This window comes from Candidatus Sulfotelmatobacter sp. (assembly GCA_035498555.1).
In the GTDB taxonomy this organism is placed as follows: Bacteria; Eisenbacteria; RBG-16-71-46; order RBG-16-71-46; family RBG-16-71-46; genus DATKAB01.
The window spans coordinates 15428-33886 of sequence record DATKAB010000130.1 but is presented as its reverse complement, the minus strand read 5'-3'; the positions used below and the strand labels follow the sequence as shown (position 1 = coordinate 33886).

The window sequence follows — 18459 nt, the reverse complement described above, 5'->3', positions numbered from 1 at the left end:
CTGTTCACCGTGGGCCAGCTTCGGCTCGCCCGTCGCGCCCGGGAGCGCGAGGTCGGTTCCGCGCCCCGACGGTGCAGGAGTTGTTCGCGAACGGCCTCGATGCCACGAGCGGTTCGTACACCATTGGCGACCCCGACCTGGATCCGGAGACCGGATTCGGCGTTGATCTCTCGCTGAAGGGGCCTTTCCAGAAGGCCCTGTTCGAGGTCTCTCCGTATCTGAACGTGATCCACAACTACATCTACGGGTTTCTGCGCGGAGACACGATCCAGGCCTTCCCGCAAGCTCGGACTACGTGCATGCGCAGGACACCAAGCAGGACGTGCCGCTCCCGTTCACACCGCCGCTGCGAGGCCTCGTGCGCGGGACCTACCAGGACGACCGGTACATGGCGATGTGATGGAGTGGCGGGGCGCCGCGACCCAGAATCGGCTTGGCGACGGCGACACGCGCACATCCGGCTACGGCATCGCCAATATGGGAGCAGGCGCGCGCGTTGCCAGGGGGGGTGGTACACGACGTCAGCGTCCATTGCGACAATCTGTTCAATCGCCGGTACAGCGACCACCTCTCCGTGGTGAAGGACTTCCTGCCTCAGCCTGGGCTCGGGGTGCGCCTGAACTACACGTTGCAGTACTAAGAAGTCCGCCTGTTGGCCAGGATGCGGCGCGCGGGCCCACGCGCGCCGCCTCTCTACCGCAGCTTGGTCGCCTTCGCGGTTCGCGTCTCCTCCATCCCGTCATGGTCAATCACGGCACGCGCCAGGTAGATGCCGGCCGGCAGATCCCGCGAAGCGAAATCGAAACGATGCTCACCGGCCGCGAGCGGCCCGTCCTGCAATCGCCCGACGACGCGGCCGCTCACATCGAGCACGGTCACGTGCGCGATCGCGGCCTTGGGAAGCTGAAGCGAGAACGCCGGCCGCGGGCCGGGCGAGCCAAGCGCACGCAGGCTGAGCGCCTTCACGGGCGCGGGCCCGCCCCCCACGCCGGCCGAGCCGTACTTCGCGATCAGCACCAGACTGTTCGGCCCGTAGACGACCAGGAACGAGTCGGACATCGCGGTTGCGGAACCGCGCAGCAACACCGGCGAAAACGTGCCGGAGTTCGAGCCCCACGTCGCGATCGTGTATCCATCGCTTTCGACCGACAGGAACGAGCCGTCCGGCTCGACGTCGAGCGTGTCGAGCAATCCGGCGTTGCCGCTCACCGAGATCGTGTCGCTGCGCGGCGTGCCCGGCCGGCCGATCCCGACCGTCGTGCGGCTGTTGTAGGGAATGAAGTCGCCCTGCACGTTGAGCCGGCCGTAGGTTCCGGCAGCGCGGCGCGTGTCGATCGGGCCCGAGGCCTGCACCGAACTGATCAGCGTGCCGCGTCCGTGCACCGAGTTCAGGAAGAGCGTTGCCGGAGGTGACATCTGAAGCGTGCCGCCGTCGAGCTGCAGGTCTCCGTCGCCGATGAAGTTCTGCATCTCAACCAGGCCACCGTGCCGGATGTCGAGCGTGGAGGTCGGGAAGACATGGACGGTCTGCCCGGCCGCGACTCCGCTCGAATCGACGACGACGTCCGCGACTCCGCCCGTGGACACCTCTCCCCCGACGAACAACTCCTGGAATCCCAACGCCGAGCCGGCGCCGGAAACACTCACGTTGCTGGTCGAGCCGGCCGCAAGCGCGCAGTCGATCTGGCTCGCGCCGAGCAATGCCCCGCCGCGCACCGACACCGTCGCGGCTCCGGCGCGCCCCAGATACATCGGAATGGAGCAGCGCGCCACGGCGCTCGAGTCCAGCTCGATCGTGCCCGATCCTCCAAGCGAGTCGGCCACGATGAGTGAGGTTGCGCTCCCGAGCACGGTGCCCGGTCGCGTGACGCGCATGCGTCCCACACCGTTCTTGCCGACGATGACGTCCGACATCACGCTGTCGGCGGCACCGTTCTCCAGATAGAGCAATGGCCCGGGCGCAGGCCCGGTCTCGGTGAACGTGCCACCCCAGGTCACGGGACCCGAGATGAAGCGCTCGGTGCCGCCCAGGTGCGTGTTGTCGGTGGGCGAATAGCGCGTCACGCCGCCCGCGAAAGTCGCGGTGCCACCGTACACGCGCAGTGCGGGCACCGAGCCGGGCGTGCCGTCGGGATCGCCGATCGTGCACAGACCTTCGACGTCGAGCGAGCCCGTGTAAAGCCGCACCTCGGCGGTGCCACCCTGACTGCCGAGAAATCCGGTGTCGCCGATGCGCAGCAGGCCGTCGAAGCGCACGCTGGGTGGCAACGTGGTGGTCGCGGCCCCGATGTCGAGATACGCGACGCTTCCCGCGCGCTGCCCGATCCAGGTCGTGCCGGCGATGTGCAGGATGCCGCCTTCGTCGATGTTGCCGACGAAATGGCCGGTCGCGCCCAGCGTCACGTTTCGGCGCGGATTGTTGGTAACGAGCGTGGCGTTCGTGAGCGTCGAGGGATTGTTGCCGGCCACGGTCAGCGTGCAGATCGCGGTCGACGTGTTGGCCATGGTGATCGCGCCCTCGAGAGAGTGCATGGCGCCGCCGATGATCTCGAGCCGCGCGATACCGTCATCGCCGTAGGTGGACGTCATGGTGCTGTCGGTCTGCTGGAAGATCGCCGAGGGCGGCGTGGAGCTGATGCCGCCGCCGTGGGTCAGCGTGAGCCGGCCGTAGACGCCCGCCGATCCGCCGATGTGGAGCAGGCTGGCCTGGAAGGTTCCGCCGGTCACGTTGACCCCGCCGCTCCCGGTCTGTCCGACGCCAAAGCTGCTCGAGCAGGTGTGCGTGTCGGTGGCCGAGATGCTCACCACGCCGGCGCGGTAGTCGTGGCTGATCACCGTCGGGACGGTGGTGGGAAACAACACCGCATAGGCGCCGGCGACCGGGAAGATCAGATTGTCGCCCGCGCCCGGGATGCCCATCGGATTCCAGAGCAGGGAGTTGTCGGCGTGACCGCTCACCGCCGAGACCCACGAACGGACGACGGCGCCGGCGGGCGACGCTGCAAAGGGGATCGAAAGGAACAATGCGAGAGCCGCGACGAGCGCGGGGCGAATCGGGGCGGGGCGCACGAGGGACCTCCTGTGCGATGGGCGGGGTAAGTGAACGCTCCGCAATACGTCTGATCCTCGGCGGGCGAACACCGCGGGGAGTCTACTCCTTTCCCGGCGCCCACCTCGCAAATTCGATTTCGGCTAGAGTGGGCGTCGTGACGATTTCGGTGGTGCTGCAGGCGATCGCGACGGCCACGTTCGTGCTGGGCGCGCTGTTCACCGTGGGCCAGCTTCGGCTCGCCCGTCGCGCCCGGGAGCGCGAGGTCGCCCTCGAGATCCTCCGGCTGCTGCAGACTCCGGAGTTCGTGAAGGCGCTGCGCCTGGTCTACGACCTCGAGCCCGGCCTGTCGCGCTCAGAGGTCGAGGCGCGGCTCGGCGACGACATGAATCACGTGTACGCGATGATGGTCTCCTGGGAAAGTCTCGGAGTGCTGGTGTACCGGCGCCAGCTCGCCCTGGCCCTGGTCGACGACTTCGTAAGCGGGTCGGTGCTGCTCTCGTGGCGCAAGCTCGAGCGCTACGTCATTGAGGAGCGCGCGGCGCGTGGACGCGAGACCCTGCTCGAGTGGTTCCAGTGGCTGGCGGAGCGGATGATCGAGCGCGAGACGAAGATTCCGGTCGTGCCGGCCTACCGCGCGCACGCCCACTGGCGTCCCTGAGTGACGCCGAAGCCGCCGGCCCCGCGGCGCGAAATCCTCTAGGATCCCATCCCGTGTCCACTTCCCAGGCCGTCGTGAGCGACATTCGCCCGCGCATTCCGCTGCGGCACGTGATCGCCGTCTTCATCGGGAACGGCCTCGAGTTCTACGACTTCCTCACCTTCTCCTACTTCGCGGTCTACATCTCGCGCACCTTCTTCCCGCCCGGCAACCCGTCGGCGGCGCTGCTCGCCACCCTGGCCACCTTTGGCGCGGGATTCCTGACCCGGCCGATCGGCGCAATCGTGATCGGCGGCATGGGCGATCGCATCGGCCGCAAGCCGGCGATGATCTTCTCGTTCACCCTGATGGGCGTCGCGATCATCGGCCTGACACTCACGCCCTCCTACGCCAGGATCGGCCCGGCGGCACCGATCATCGTGCTGCTGTTCCGGCTGGTGCAGGGCTTCGCACTGGGCGGCGAGGTCGGGCCTACGACCGCCTACATGGCGGAGGCGGCACCCGAGCGGCGCCGCGGGCTTTACCTCTCGATGCAGTATGCCACCCAGGACTGCGCGGTCCTGGGGGCGGGATTGATCGGCACCTTTCTCGCGGCCCATCTCAGCGCGCAGCAACTTCAAGATTGGGGCTGGCGCCTCGCGATGCTGATCGGCGCGCTGATCGTGCCGTTCGGCATCGCGGTGCGGCGCTCGCTGCCCGAGACGCTCCCTCGCACCCCCGAGGCGGCCGCCGCGGTGCCACTGGCCGGCGCCGCCTCGGTGCCGGTGCTGGCCGCCGAGCGCTCGCGCGCGGAGCGCGTGCGGCCGTTCCTGCCGATCATCGTGTTCGGGCTGATGATGCTGACCGCAGGCACGATCGGCAGCTACACCCTGAGCTACATGACCACCTACGCGCTCGACACGCTGCACCTGCCGGCGACGATCTCGTTCACCCTCATCATCATCAACGGCGGTTTCTCGGTGATGTTCGAGGCGCTGAGCGGCCTGCTCTCGGACCGCTTCGGCAGGAAGCCGGTGATGATCGTGCCGATGATCCTGCTGATCGCCTCGATTCTCCCCTGCTTCTGGATCATCGGGCACTCGAAGGGCATCTGGACGCTCTATGGGGCCGAGGCGGTGATGACGATGTTCGCCGCGGTCGCTTCGGTTCCCGTGATCGTCACGATCACCGAGACGCTGCCCCCCCACATTCGCTCGGGTGCGGTCGCGACGATCTACGCGTTTGCGATCTCGATCTTTGGCGGCTCGACCCAGTTCATGCTCAAGTTCCTGATCGAGAAGACCGGCAATCCGCTGGCGCCCGCCTACTACTGGACCGGCGCCGCTGTGGTCGGGCTGGTGGCCATGATCCTGGTGAAGGAGTCGGCGCCGGTCCGGCGAGCGGCGTGAGCGCGAGTCCGGCGCCGCCACCCGCACGGGGCTAACGCACGAGCAGCACCTTTCGCGCCTGGGGCGTCGCCTCGCCGTCCAGGTAGAGGCGCGCGGTGTAGAGCCCGGCCGGGGCCGCGCGACCCGCGTCGTCCAGCCCGTCCCACACCAGGCTCCGTGGCCCGGACGCCCGGCCGGACTCGCTCAACCTGCGCACCCGCCGGCCCTGGACGTCGGTGATGGACAATTCGGCACGCTGCGAGGCCCGCGTCCAAAACGCGAGCCGGGTCGCCCCTCGCGTCGGATTGGGCGAGGGTGGCGCGAGCTGCGGTGCGTCGCCCGCCGGCCCGGCATCGGCCAGTGCGACGTCGGCGACGCAGCCGCCGGGTGCCGCGCCGAAAGCCCACGGCACGCAGAGCTGCGTCACTCGCCCGCCGCCTCCACCGGCGCCCACCACGCACAGGCGCCACGGCAGCGGCAGAACCGACGCGTGCCCGAGCGAAAGATGGAGTGCCGGGTCGTCGCACAGAATCGCCGGCGGCCCGATCGCGAGTCGCGCGGCCACGTCGAATGTCTGGACGTGCCCGCTCGCGTCGGCGGCATAGCAGACGCCCGCGCCCGGCAGATAGATCGGAGCGGAAAACACTCCACTGAGCGGCAGCACTTCCGAGCCCAGGCTTCCGCCGTCGACGAAGCTTCGCAGCACGCCACCGGCGCAGGCGATCGAAACCAGCGGCGTCGGCGAATCGGGATCGAGCGATGGATCGGACAGCGGCGCGCTGGCGTATGCGACCGACCAGATCGGATTGCCCGGAATCGCATCGGTGTCGGTCGCACGCAGAATGGCGTCGGAGCCGGTGGTATAGAGCCGGCCGCCGGCGAGCAGCGGCCGCTGGGTGATCGGTCCCGCAGGCATCCCGAATCCCGCCCAGGCGCGCTGGCCGCTTACGGACTTGAGGGCCCACAGGCTGTTCTGGATCGGCGATGACTGGTCCGTGCCCACGTAGACCGCGTCGTGGGCGAGATCCACGACCGGCCCGGCCCGAGCCGCGTCCATGCTGTTCGTTCCGGCGAGATTGAACCGCCAGCGCACGCTGCCGTCGGTCGCGTTGAGCGCGTAGACGCGGTTCGCGAAGGTCGAGACGTACTGCGTCGCCGCAAACACCAGGTCGTTCGGGATCGCGGACTGGAACACCGAGTCGGAATCGGCCCAGCGCTGTACCGCGGGCGCCCCGCCGATTTCGTCGGCCGGATCGGGCAGCGCGGTGCGAAGATCGGCGTTCCACAGCACGAAGCCGTCGCTGGCGCGCACGCACGCCAGGTGGCAGCCCGCCTCGGTGACCAGCACCACTTCGGCGCCACTCTTCAGCCGGACGGGTACGGGATCGCACCGGGCGGCGCCCGAGAGCGCGATGGTCCAGAGCCACGTCCCGGCGGCCGGATCGAAGGCCATGAGCTTGTCGCCCGCCCCGACGAACCCGCGCGGCACCGCGAAGTCGGAACTGATGACGAGCGCGGTGGTGAGCGGCGTGGGGCTCGAAAGGCTCGAGACCGGGTGCGGAGGGCAGGCCGGGAACTGGGCCCGCACGGGCGCGGCGAGCAGAGCGGCGCCGGCAACGAGGGGCGCGACCAGGGATGGGAGTCGAGCGCGGCCAGTCATGCAGTCTCCGAGGTCGAACGGCAGGCCATTCATGATACGCGATCGCGGGTTCGGTGCGCGTCCGTTCGCGCGGCGAAACGCGGTGCTAGACTTCCCGCGTCATGCCTCGCTCGGGCCGATTGGTCATCCTCACCGGGCCGTCGTGCGTCGGGAAGACGCCGTTGGACCACGCCCTGGGTCGCCTCTACCCCGACCTGAGCGCCCGCCTCGCCCGCCTCGTGCTCTACAACGATCGCGCGCCGCGCCCGGGGGAATGGGACGGAATCGACTACCACTTCCGGCCACGAGTGATGATCGAGCGGCTGGGATCGCAGCCGCGCTACGCGACGCTCGACGTTCGTGGCGATCTGCAGGCGCTCGATCTCGACGAGCTGACCGCTCTGCTCGAGCGAGGCGACGCATTCTTCGAAGGCAATCCATTCGTGGCCAGCCTGATGCTCACGCATCCGCGGCTGGCTCCGGTTCCCAGGCTCTCCTGCTACCTCTCGCCGCTTTCGCGCGAGGAGATTCTCGCGTTCAAGGCGCGTGGCGAGCCGGCGCTTGCCGATCTCGTCACCGATCTGATGCGACGAAAGCTACTGCGCCGCACGACTCGTCACCTGGGCGCCTTGAGCCCGCGCGACCTCGAGATCATCGAGCGGCGGGCGAAGAGCGCGTATCGCGAGCTGCAGCTGGCCTGGCGATTCGATCACGTGATCGTGAACCACGATGGCGAGGACAGCGAGCACTGGGACGCGTTCCCGGAGCCGATTGGCGACGCGCGGCGCGCCGTGCAGGCGTTCGCCGCGCTGCTCGAGGGGCGAACGCCGGCCGGCGTCGAGAAATGGGACGAAGGTTTGCTGTGAGTCGTGGCGTTTCGCCTACTTGTACAGCGACTTCAATCTTCCCCACGAAGAGGTGTGCGCGGGCGTCGCGTCGGGCACGTAGGTGAGGGCCCAGATGCCCACCGACGGTGCGATCGAATTGACCAGCGTCGCCGTTCCCGTGGTCGTGTTCACGGTGTAGAGCTTGCCGGGAATGTCGGCCGCGTAATAAAGCGTGCCGTTACCGGGCACGAAGGCGAGCCCGCCGACCTGCTGCCCGACCGGGCCCATCGGCAGCGTCGCGATCACCGCCGCGTTGCTCTTGTTCACCTTGAGCAGGCTGGGACCGAACGAATCCACCATGTAGAGGTTGCCGGCGGCGTCGAACGCCATGGCCGACAGATCGATGTTGCCGGAGATGTTGCCAACCACCGTGCCGGCGCCGTTGCCGGTGTTGATGGTGAAGAGCTGGCCCTGCGAGTCGATCGCGTAGAGCTTCCCGTTGGTGGGATCGCAGGCGATGTCGCCTTCCACGATCACGTAGGTGTCGAGCGTCGCCACGTAGGTCGCCGCTCCGGTCGTGATGTTGATCGTGTAGAGCATGCCGCCGGGCGGCGAGTCGCTCGGGAATCCCTGGGAGACGCCGTACAGGGTGCCCGATGGCGCATAGGCGATCATGTTGACCTTGTTGCCCACGGTGCGCGGATTGCTGGTGACCGCGGTCGCGGGATTGATGTCGCGCAGCACGAAATTGTCGTCGATGCCGAGCAGACCGGCGGCGGCGGGACAGGCGAGCAACAGGAGCAGTGAGGGAAGCAGCAGCGAGCGAAATTTCATGGCGGCCTCGAGGATGTGAAAGCACGGAGCGAGAGCCGGACGGCCCTGCACGCTCGATGCTGCGAATCGCCACCCTAGCATTGGCGCCGCGTGCCGCCACACGAAAATCGCGTCGCCGGCGCGGGTGAAGGGCGTCGCCGGCGCTGCCGATAACTCCTCGGCAGGCGCTCGCCCGGGCCCCTCAGACCAGAACACTGGCCGCGTCGCGCCTCATACCGGAGATCTCGTGGGAAAGAAGCGTTTCTCCTTCTTCAAGCAGAAGCCCCTGAACCACTGGAGCTGGAAGCTCGCCGCCTTCCTGCTCAAGAGCCAGCTTCTCACCGTGTTCCTGCTGCTGTGCGGGCTGGGCGTGTGGATGGGCCTCAAGTCCCGGCCGGCCGCGGGCGCGCTGCCTTTCGACCAGCTGTTCGAAAACTTGAGCGTGCTTTCCTACCGCGAGTCGCCCTCGGATTCCTCGGCGCACTTCGTGGTGCAGTTGTGGGCCGCGAAGCACGTGTTCCGCGAATACGACGTGGACGCGCGGACGTTTCGCGCCCCGATCGAGGGCCGCGATTATCGCCGCGCGATCAGCGGCACGCACTATCCGGCGTTGCGGGTGCGTGGCCATGTCGGTCGGGGCTTCTGGCTCGAGATGCCCGACTCCAGCATCCGCATGCTCCTGCCCGAGCAATTTCAGGAGCTCTATCAGACCACGCTCGACTACGTGAAGCCGGTCTCGATCGTCACCACCGTGCTCGGCACGCTGTCCGGGTACTCGGTCGGCTACCGGCTCGCCACCTGGAGCCGGACGCTCGCCAATCCGCGCGTGCAGGAAAAGATCCTCGAAAGCCCGGGCATCGCCCGTCGGATCGCGCGAGAGGCCTGGCGGCGCGTGCTGATCGAGCCCGTGCTGATGGGCAACGAGGGCGATGCGAGCCGCATCGCGGCGCTGCACGGAACGCAGCGGCTCTACACCAACTTCTTCCGGCTCGCGCTCGACGACAGCGACGGATTCATCCCGCGCGAGGTGGCGCGGCTCGACAGCGCCGGACGCGCGAGCGAGGCTCGCGCGATGGAACGCTTCGCGGCGGCGGTCTCGCGCGTCGCGCGCGATTCCACGCTTTCGAGCGCCGACTTCGCCGCGATCGAAAACTGGGCCAGCCTGCTCGACCGCCGCGGACACTGGGCCGCCGACGCGATTCCGCCCGCGGGCGAAGAGCGCATGAGGTATCTGGGCACGCTCGCCTGGTACGGCCTCCAGCCCACCGCCAGTGACGAGCGGCGGATCTGGGTCGGCCCGCGGATCCTGGTTCGCGAGGGCGACACCGAGGGCTTCGTCGCCGACGATCTGCCCCTGCTTCCGGCCGGCTGCCCCGAAGCCTGGAGGCCGTGGCTCGACGGCGAGATCACCGGCGGAGCCGCCAATGCGTGGACCGGCCAGTGGCTCGGCTCCTCGCGCGAATTCGCACCGGTGTTCCAGATGGCCCGCGGCCTCGCGGGTCACTTCGCGCCCCGCAAGTAACCGCGACCGCTCTAGAACGATCTCGAGACCAGATAGGCACGCGCGCCGCCCCGCTCGGGGACGATGGTGGGCAGCGCGTGAAGCTTGAGCTCGCCGCGGTCCAGTTCGAGCAGCGCGGTCGGCTTCGGGCGGGTCGCCACCGAGTAGATCCCGTAGCCGAGACCGGCGAAGGTGCCGATCACGATCCCCCAGCGGAGCGGCTCGCCGCTGTCGTCCTTGGCCGCGAGCTCGATCGCGCCGCCCACGACCAGGCCGGCCAGCGCTCCGTAGATCGTCGAGCGTGCGATCTCGACCATGCCGTTCTCGGAGCCATGCCGCTCGACGTTGACCGCGGCGCGCGCAGGATTCGGACCCAGGGCGACCGCGACCAGCGCGGCGGAAATCAGCCGTCTCATGCTTCCTCCTCGAGGCGGGGAGCGAACGGGAGCACTGGTGCCACTCAAAGCCTACGCGGCGGCGCGGCCGCCGGGCAAGGCCGGGAAACCCGACCTCTCGCCCCTCATCTAATGTAGCCTTCGGCCGCCAGCCAGTGACCAGCTTACGTCAAGCGGGAGCACCCCATGTCGATACGCGCCGTGAAGCGAATCATCGAAGCCCAACCCACCGTCGAGGGCGCGGGAGTCCGCCTGCGCCGGGCCTTTGGCTTCGGCGACACCGAAGAGACCGACCCGTTCCTGCTGCTCGACGACTTCCGCAACGATCGGCCTGCCGACTACCTGGCCGGCTTTCCCTGGCACCCGCACCGCGGGATCGAAACCATCACTTACGTGCTGGCGGGAACGGTGGCGCACGGGGACAGCCTCGGGAACTCGGGCGCGCTGGGTGCCGGCGATATCCAGTGGATGACGGCCGGGCGCGGGATCCTCCATCAGGAGATGCCCAGGGGCGACGCGCAGGGACGCATGCACGGCTTCCAGCTCTGGGCGAACCTGCCCTCGTCGCTCAAGATGACCGCGCCCCGCTATCAGGACGTGCCGGCGGTCGCGATTCCGGAGGTCACGGAAGACGACGGCACGCGCGTGCGCGTGGTGTGCGGCGAGTTCTGGGGCAAGCAGGGACCGGTCGACCGCGTCGCCGCGGATCCCAGCTATCTCGACGTGTGGGTGCCGCCCGGCAAGCACCGGAGCTTCCCGATGGACACGCGGCGCAATGCCTTCGCCTACGTGTTCGAGGGCAGCGGCTCGTTCCGCGACGCGTCGCCGCCGATGGGGGTATTGACCGACCAGCCCGGTCCGGTCGAGCGCGTCGTGCGCGAGCAGACCGGCAACCGTTCGCTGGTGCTGTTCGGGTCGGGGGACGAAGTCACCGTGCAGGCCGGCGAGCAGGGCATCCGCTTCCTGCTGGTGTCGGGCAGACCGATCGAGGAGCCGGTCGCCTGGTACGGACCGATCGTGATGAACACCGAGGCCGAACTGCGCAAGGCCTACGAAGAGCTGCAGGCTGGCACCTTCATCCGCGACGGGCGGCGTCGCTGACGCGCGGCCGGGCTCAGGCCGGCGGCGAACGGCGCGAGCGCAGGAGCCGATTGGTGAGGCTGCGAGCCAGCGCGTAAGGGATCCCGATCACAGTCGTCCCCACGACCAGCGCCGCGAGCGGGTGCACCACGAGCGTGCGGCCCGGGACGTCGCGGAAGATCAGGTACTGCGCGACCCCGTCCAGCACCGTACCGATCGCAATCGGCACCAGCAGCGACTTCAACGCTCCAACCAGATTCCGCTTCCGGTGTGCGGGATCGGTGAACACCTCGAACAGGAACGGCGGCGTCCCCGCCTTCGAGTCGTGCCGCCCGTCGCGAATCCCCATCAGGATGGCCAGCACCGGCTGCAGGATGAATCGGAAGTTCATCGGCCCGGTCAGCCGGGCGGCCAGTCCATCGATCATGGATATCGCCATGTGCGGCTCCTCTCGGTGATTGTCGATGGAAACATTTCAGCCGATCGACCGGAGCTTAGCGCGTGTCGTGCGCGATCGGTGACGACAATTCTCGCGCAATCATGTCATTCTTGCTTGCAACAATTCCCGCCACATGTAAGCTGTCGCCTCAGCGCTGGCAATCAGAGCGCACGGATGGGTGACTCGTCACCCGCGCAACGCGAACTCGACCGTTCGGCGTTGCCCACGTAGTTTTCCTACACCGGAGGGAACGATGGCCGGCAGGAGAACGAGAAAGAAGGCGAAGAGAGGCGCTCGGCGGACGGTCCGCCGGGTTCGGCGCGCCAAGCGCGGTGCGCGCCGCAAAGTCCGTCGCGCAGTCCGCAAGACCGTTCGCCGCGGCAGACGCAAGGCTCGCCGCGGCCGTCGCGTGGTACGCCGCGGCGCTCGCCGCGTTCGTCGCGCGAAGCGGAAAGTGCGTCGGACGGTCCGCCGCGTGAAGAAGCGGGTGCGTCGCGCCGTGGTTCGCCGCGCCGTTCGCCGCCGCCGTGTGAAGAAAGCGGTCGAGGCGATGATGGAAGGCAGCCCGGAGATGGGCACGCCCTGATCGCGCTTCGTCGCTGAAAGTTCGGGGCCGAGCGCCGATCAACGGGCGTTCGGCCCCGAGCGCTTCGAGGGGGTCACTCCTCGAAGCCGGGGTTCCTCAGCAGCAGCGGTCGCGCCGGCAGATCCCCGGCCTCCTCGACCTTGAGCTTCACCTCGTCGAGCCAGGCCACCCCCGATCCGGCCATCGAGAGCCCGACCAGCAGCCGCGCGGCGTCGGCGGGAACGTCGGCCGCGATCTGGACGAAGTGCCACTCCTGACTGCCGCGAATCGGGGTCTGCTCCGCACGACGCATGAGGATCAGCTTCCCCTTCGAATCCTCGGCGCCGATCCAGAGATAGGCGATGCCCGTGACGCGCTGGCTGCGGACCGCGGCGGTCAGGCGAACGCTGCGGCCGAGCGCCGGGGAGGCGTCCACGCGCTGGATCAGGCCGGCGAGACCGGCGAGGCCGGTCGTGGAGGTGTCGGTGAGACACCCGACGCGGCCGCTCGAGCGACCGCTGAAGGCGACGTCATCGTCGCGGTCGTAACGACAGCGGAACGAGTCGACCGGCGTCTTGCCCCACCCGACCGGCGCCTGGTTCACGCGAAACACGTCGTCCCAGGACGCCTCCATCGCCACCGGTGCGCCCGCCTCCCGCCAGGCGTCGAAGCCGCCCACCAGCACCGCGACATCGGGCCGCCCCCTTCGCATCCAGGAACGCGCCGCATCCAGCGCCAGCTCCTCGGCGAGACACGAACAGTAGAACACCAGCTTCTTCCCTGGCGGAAGCTCGACCGCCGGGCCATCGAGCGGCGCCGAGAGGTCATCGCGTATGTGCCCGATCTCGCGTTGCGGCGCGGGGCGCACGTCCACCAGCACGATGTCGCCGCGGCTCTGCGCGGCGACGGCCTGAGGCACGCTCAATCGGTCGACGCGCGCGGTGTCGGGCGCTGCCGGGGCCAGAGTTGGCGCCGCCGGCTTCCTCTTCGCCGCCAGCGCTGCGGGTGCGGCGAGCAGCGCCAGCGCAAGCACGATGGTACTCGCCCCGATCCACTTTCCATGCACTCTCGTCCCCCTTGCGTCCGTTCGGGTTGCGCGCGCCGGCGAGCGCGCACTGGTTTGACTGGACTTGACGGGCGTCGAGTGACCGCCTAGCGTTCCGCCCTCTTGCTGCATGGCTCGGGAGGATACAGGCGATCGAGCCGCTGATTGAAGTTCTGGAGACGACGACGCCCACCTCACGGCCCCTGGAGCGGCGTCATGACGGTGGTTCTCATTTCGGGAGGCAGGCATGCGGTGGTCCCTTGCTGAACGTGGGTTCCGGGTGGCGCTGGTCGCCCTCGGCCTGGCCGGTTTCGTCACCTCGACCGCGAGCGCCCAGAGCAGCTACCGCGCGTTCGAGAAGAACCTCGAGCTGACCGGGTTCTATGGCTACTACATCGCCAGCGACCTCTACACCTCGGTGGGCGGCACGGGTGGCGGCCACATCGGACTCGGAAACTCCGGTGAGTACGGCGGCCGCATCGGCATCAACCCGAGCCCGGGCTTCGGCTTCGAGTTCGGCTACACGCGGGTGAGCTCGGACGTGAAGGTCGGCGGCAGCTACGGCGGGTTCAATCCGCAGGGCCTCGGCAAGATCAACGGCAATGAGTACGATTTCAACTTCCTGTTCAGTCAGCCGATTCCCTATCAGCAGCGGGCGGCCGGCTTCTTCACCTTCGGCCTCGGCTGGACCGACACCGATCCCCAGATCAACGCCCCGTCGGGCAAGACCTTCTCCGGCAATTCGCTGTTCGCCTGGAATTTCGGGCTCGGCACCAAGATCTCCCTCACCTCGAACCTGCTGCTGCGCCTCGAGGGCCGCTGGCGCATCACCGACACCAACATCACCACCAGCGCCGGCACGTGGTGCGACTATTACGGGTACTGCTACACCTACGCCTCCAGCACCTACAACAGTGGCGAGCTGACCGGCGGCCTCACCTACCGGATGAATCTCGGCCGCTGAGCCGGCGACGTTCGGGCGGTCCGATCACCGCGGTCGCACCTCGACCGCGGTGATCTTGTATTCGGGGCAATCGGTGAACCGATCCGTCACCGTGCTGGTGAGCCGATTGGTCTCGCATTCCGGGAAATGGAAGCTCAGGAACACCGTGCCGCGCTGGAGCCCGGGCGAGAGTCGCGCCCGGACCTCGATCTCGCCCGAATCACTGGCCACCGAGACCCTCGCACCGTCACCGATCCCCCGATCCGCGGCATCGTCGGGGTTCATGTCCAGCCGCTCTTCCGGGACCAGCTCGAGATCGGGGGTCCGGCGCGTCATGGTGCCGGCGTTGTAATGAACGAGCCGGCGGCCCGTCACCAGGGTGAGGCCGTCGCGCAGCTGAGGCGACGGCAGGTACGTGACGCGCGACAAGCGACCGCGACCGCGGGTGAATTCTTCCCGGTGCAGAATCGGGGTGCCGGGGTGATCGAGCGATGGGACCGGCCACTGGAGTCCCTCGCCATCGAGCCGGTGGTAGCGGACGCCGGCATAGATCGGCGTCAAGCCCGCGATCTCGGCCATGATCTCGGCCGGACTCGTGAAGCTCTGAGGCAGTCCGGTCGCGTTCATCAGCTCCAGCAGCACCTGCCAGTCGGGGCGCGCCCCGGCGACCGGCGGAAGGGCCATGCGCACGCGCTGGATGCGGCGTTCGCCGTTGGTGAAGGTTCCGTCCTTCTCGAGGAAGCTCGCGCCCGGCAGCACCACGTGCGCGAGCTTCGCGGTCTCTGACGGGAACAGCTCCTGAACCACGAGAAAGTCGAGAGCGGACAGCGCGGCGCGCACCTGGCCGGTGTCGGGATCGGTCTGTGCCACGTCCTCGCCGAGGATGACCATGGCGCGGATCTCGCGATCGAGGGCCGCACCGTACATGCGCGGGATGGTGCGGCCGGGACGCTCGGGCACTGGCCGGCCCCAAACTCGGCCGAACTTCTCGCGCATCTCGGGATCCTCGACACTCTGATATCCGGGCAGGAAGTCCGGCTGGCAGCCCATGTCGGCCGAGCCCTGCACGTTGTTCTGGCCACGCAACGGATTGATTCCAACGCCTTCGCGCCCGATCGCGCCCCGGAGCAGCGCGAGATTGCACAGCAGCATCACCGCCTCGCTTCCCTGCAGATGCTCGGTGACGCCCAGGCCGTGCAGCGCCATCGGGCGTCGTGCGCGGGCGTAGAGATGGGCCGCTTCGCGAATCCTCCCCGCCGGCACACCGGTAATCCCCGCCGCCCACTCGAGGCTTGTCGCGAGCGCGAACGCCCGGAATTCCTTCCACCCTTCGGCGCGCGCGGCGAGGAAATCGTGATCCACCAGGTCTTCTTCGACCAGCACGCGCGCCAGCGCGTTGAGGAGCGGCACGTTGGTGCCGGGCCGGAGCTGCAAATGGAGGTCCGCGATCTCGGCCAGCTCGGTGCGGCGAGGATCCACCACGATCAGGCGCGAGCCCTCGAGCGCCGCCCGCCGCAGGCGCGCACCGGTCACCGGGTGCGCCTCGGTGGGATTGGCCCCCACCACCAGCAGCAGGTCGGCGCGGTCGATGTCGGCGAGCGAATTGGTCGCGGCGCCGGTCCCGAACGCCACGCGCATCCCGGCCGCCGACGGCGCATGGCAGACCCGCGCGCAGCAGTCCACGTCATTCGTGCCGAGCCCGGCGCGCAGCCATTTCTGGAAGAGATAATTCTCCTCGTTGGTGCAGCGCGAGGACGAGAGTCCGGCGACCGCGCCTCGGAAGCGCGAGAGCTCGCGGGCCACCAGCCCGACCGCCTCGTCCCAGCCCGCCTCCACCAGCCGGCCGCCGCGACGCACCAGCGGCGTGCGCAGCCGGTCCGGGTGACGCGAGAAGCCGTGCGCGAAGCGGCCCTTCACGCACAGGTGGCCGCGGTTGACCGGTGAGTCGGCGCCCTCGATGCGCACCACGCGGTCGCCCGCGACCTGGACTTCGAGGCCGCAGCCGACGCCGCAGTAGCCGCAGGTGGTGCGCCTGGTCTGGATCGGAGTCGGCGCAGTGCGCACGCGCTCGAGATCGACGCTGGAGATCGCCTCGGTGGGACAGGCGCCGAGGCAGGCGCCGCACGAGACGCAATCGCTCGCGCCAAAGCGCTCCGGCGTCCAGGTGAGCGAAGCCTCCGCGCCGCGACCCCTTACCGCGTAGACGAACTGGCCCTGGATTTCCTCGCAGGCTCGCACGCAGGCCCGGCACAGGATGCAGGCGGAGAGATCGATGCGCAGGTAGGGGTGAGTCTCGTCGCGTCGCGGCGGCGATCCGTCGGCGGCGTAGCGATCGCCGCGCACCCCCCACTCGCGCAGGGTCTCGCCGACCCGGCCCCCGGGCTTCGATGCCGCCACGATCAGCTCGCCGAGATCGCGCCGGTAGGCCTCGAGGCGTGCGCTGCGCGTCGCGATCGAGGCTCCTTCGCGTGACGGCGTGGTGCACGCGGCCATGAAGCGGCCGTCCATCTCGACCAGGCAGGCCCGGCAGTGGCCGCCGCTTCTCAGCTTCTCGTTCCAGCAGAAGGCGGCGAGCGGGATCCCGGCCGCGCGACAGGCCTCGAGCACCGTTCCCTTCGGCTCGACCGCGATCCCGTCGATGCGCATCATGCGAACACCTGGTCGCCGAAGTGCTCGAGCAGATCGCGAATCGGCCGCGGAACGCTCTGGCCGAAGCCGCACAGGCTTCCCATCTCGAGGGTCTCGAGCAACCTCCGCATCGAGCCCGCGTCCCGGAGTCCCGCGAGTCGCGCGGCGCCGATGCGGCACGGGGCGCACGCGCCGCAGGATTCGAGCCGCGCGAATTCGAACAGGTGCTCGGCCAGTGCGCGAGGGCTCACGCCCTCGTCCAGCACCACGATGCCGGCATGCCCGAGGCCCGGCAAGCCTTCATAGGACAGCGGGACGTCGAAATCCCGTTCGGGAACCACGCGTCCGAGCGGACCGCCGATCAGCGCCATGCGCCAGCCGCGATCGGCCGGCGGACCGCCGCCGGCCTGGGTGAGCACGCGGCGGAGCGGCGTGCCGAGCGGAACCTCGACGACCCCGGGATGACGGATCGCGCCCGAGAGGCTCATGGCCTTCGTCCCGCTCGGCCGTCGCTGGCGCGCGGCCCATGGCACGATCGCCAGGGTTTCGACGTTCTGCACCACGGTCGGGAAGCCGTGCAGCCCGGCTTCGGCCGGATAGGGCGGCTTGGGCTGCGCCTCGCCGCGCAGGCCCGCGATCGAGCGGAGCAGCGCGGTCTCTTCGCCGCAGACGTAGGAGCCGGCGCCCGAGATCACCTCGATGTCGAATCCGCGCCCCAGGCGATCCGCCGCGCGCGCCGCCTCGATGGCGGCGCGAATCGAGGCCTGGGCTCGCGGGTACTCCCCGCGCACGTAGACGATGCCATGGGTGGCGCCGATGACCTTCGCGCACGCCGCCATCCCCGCCAGGATCGCGTGCGGGTCCTCCTCCATCAGCAGGCGGTCCACGAACGAGCCGGGATCTCCCTCGTCGCCGTTCGCGACCACGTAGCGCCGCTCGGCCGCGGTGTCGCGCGCGGTGCGCCATTTGGCCGCAGTCGGGAAGGAAGCGCCGCCGCGTCCGCGAAGATGCGATTGCTCGAGCGCGGCCAGGATTTCCGCGCCCGGCGGCAGATCGTACTCGGAGAAGTCCGCGGGCGCCGCGCCTGCGACGAGATGTCGTAAGACGACCGGCGATTCGGCGAGAGACCGGCGCGGAATCTCGCCCGCCTCCCAGCCCTCCGCTCCGGCGTACACGCGGCCCTGCACCTGGAATGCCGGCGGCTCGTAACAATGTCCGAGACAGCGCACCGCCGAGGCGGCGTCGAGATGGGGATGACGCGAGCGCACTTCGGCCGCGCCGGCGAAGTGGCAGCTGGTCCCGTCGCAGTAGCGCGGCCCCGGCGCGATCAGGTCGTAACCGCTTCGAATGCCCTCGACGGTGGCGAGCGGGAGCCCGCGCTTTGCGGCGACTTCATCGTCGCCACTCCCCCTCATGAGGTCGCCGATGGCGTTCCCGCTGGCGGCCCCTCCGGCCAGCCGGCGGGCCCGGGCGAGAATCAGCGGTTCCGACCTGGGCGTGGGCATGG

General features: G+C 69.1%; 15 protein-coding genes. 7 read left to right on the top strand and 8 right to left on the bottom strand.

Going from position 1 to position 18459, the window contains the following annotated elements; genetic code table 11:
* Positions 1-496 precede the first annotated feature (496 nt).
* The gene (locus VMJ70_11265) at positions 497-640 is read left to right on the top strand and encodes a hypothetical protein (GenBank protein ID HTO91698.1); all 144 of its coding nucleotides are present in this window, start codon (positions 497-499) and stop codon (positions 638-640) included.
* Positions 641-693: 53 nt separating this feature from the next.
* On the opposite strand, the gene VMJ70_11260 is transcribed toward VMJ70_11265, so the two are convergent.
* Entirely contained in the window at positions 694-3069 is a 2376-nt protein-coding gene (locus VMJ70_11260; GenBank protein HTO91697.1) for a hypothetical protein, read from the bottom strand.
* A 137-nt stretch (positions 3070-3206) separates the two neighbouring features.
* Here VMJ70_11260 and VMJ70_11255 point away from each other — a divergent pair, with 137 nt between their 5' ends.
* Positions 3207-3710: a hypothetical protein gene (locus VMJ70_11255; protein HTO91696.1), complete on the top strand. Its 504-nt coding sequence runs from the start codon at positions 3207-3209 to the stop codon at positions 3708-3710.
* 53 nt (positions 3711-3763) lie between these two features.
* Positions 3764-5098, top strand: coding sequence for an MFS transporter (locus tag VMJ70_11250; GenBank protein HTO91695.1), 1335 nt, complete (start codon positions 3764-3766; stop codon positions 5096-5098).
* 31 nt (positions 5099-5129) lie between these two features.
* On the opposite strand, the gene VMJ70_11245 is transcribed toward VMJ70_11250, so the two are convergent.
* Positions 5130-6737, bottom strand: a complete 1608-nt coding sequence (locus tag VMJ70_11245) for a PQQ-binding-like beta-propeller repeat protein (GenBank protein HTO91694.1) — start codon at positions 6735-6737, stop codon at positions 5130-5132.
* 101 nt (positions 6738-6838) lie between these two features.
* Here VMJ70_11245 and VMJ70_11240 point away from each other — a divergent pair, with 101 nt between their 5' ends.
* A complete protein-coding gene (locus VMJ70_11240) occupies positions 6839-7582 on the top strand; it encodes a hypothetical protein (protein ID HTO91693.1) in 744 nt (247 codons plus the stop codon).
* Positions 7583-7597: 15 nt separating this feature from the next.
* On the opposite strand, the gene VMJ70_11235 is transcribed toward VMJ70_11240, so the two are convergent.
* Positions 7598-8377 (bottom strand): hypothetical protein, encoded by a 780-nt coding sequence (locus VMJ70_11235; GenBank protein HTO91692.1) that lies wholly within the window; start codon positions 8375-8377, stop codon positions 7598-7600.
* Positions 8378-8603: 226 nt separating this feature from the next.
* Here VMJ70_11235 and VMJ70_11230 point away from each other — a divergent pair, with 226 nt between their 5' ends.
* A complete protein-coding gene (locus VMJ70_11230; protein ID HTO91691.1) occupies positions 8604-9878 on the top strand; it encodes a hypothetical protein in 1275 nt (424 codons plus the stop codon).
* A gap of 11 nt (positions 9879-9889) precedes the next feature.
* On the opposite strand, the gene VMJ70_11225 is transcribed toward VMJ70_11230, so the two are convergent.
* A complete protein-coding gene (locus VMJ70_11225) occupies positions 9890-10273 on the bottom strand; it encodes a hypothetical protein (GenBank protein HTO91690.1) in 384 nt (127 codons plus the stop codon).
* Between the two features lie 180 nt (positions 10274-10453).
* Here VMJ70_11225 and VMJ70_11220 point away from each other — a divergent pair, with 180 nt between their 5' ends.
* On the top strand, positions 10454-11353 hold the full coding sequence (locus VMJ70_11220; GenBank protein ID HTO91689.1) for a pirin family protein: 900 nt from the start codon (positions 10454-10456) through the stop codon (positions 11351-11353).
* Between the two features lie 13 nt (positions 11354-11366).
* On the opposite strand, the gene VMJ70_11215 is transcribed toward VMJ70_11220, so the two are convergent.
* Both VMJ70_11215 and VMJ70_11210 read right to left on the bottom strand, forming a co-directional pair.
* The gene (locus tag VMJ70_11215) at positions 11367-11771 is read right to left on the bottom strand and encodes a hypothetical protein (protein ID HTO91688.1); all 405 of its coding nucleotides are present in this window, start codon (positions 11769-11771) and stop codon (positions 11367-11369) included.
* 659 nt (positions 11772-12430) lie between these two features.
* The gene (locus VMJ70_11210) at positions 12431-13369 is read right to left on the bottom strand and encodes a rhodanese-like domain-containing protein (GenBank protein ID HTO91687.1); all 939 of its coding nucleotides are present in this window, start codon (positions 13367-13369) and stop codon (positions 12431-12433) included.
* 259 nt (positions 13370-13628) lie between these two features.
* Here VMJ70_11210 and VMJ70_11205 point away from each other — a divergent pair, with 259 nt between their 5' ends.
* Positions 13629-14345: a hypothetical protein gene (locus VMJ70_11205; protein HTO91686.1), complete on the top strand. Its 717-nt coding sequence runs from the start codon at positions 13629-13631 to the stop codon at positions 14343-14345.
* 24 nt (positions 14346-14369) lie between these two features.
* Here the strand turns inward: VMJ70_11205 and fdhF are convergent, their stop codons facing one another.
* Entirely contained in the window at positions 14370-16973 is a 2604-nt protein-coding gene (gene fdhF, locus VMJ70_11200) for a formate dehydrogenase subunit alpha (protein HTO91685.1), read from the bottom strand.
* On the bottom strand, positions 16970-18457 hold the full coding sequence (locus VMJ70_11195; GenBank protein HTO91684.1) for an NADH-ubiquinone oxidoreductase-F iron-sulfur binding region domain-containing protein: 1488 nt from the start codon (positions 18455-18457) through the stop codon (positions 16970-16972). Before VMJ70_11195 ends, fdhF begins: the two co-directional genes overlap by 4 nt.
* Positions 18458-18459 lie beyond the last annotated feature (2 nt).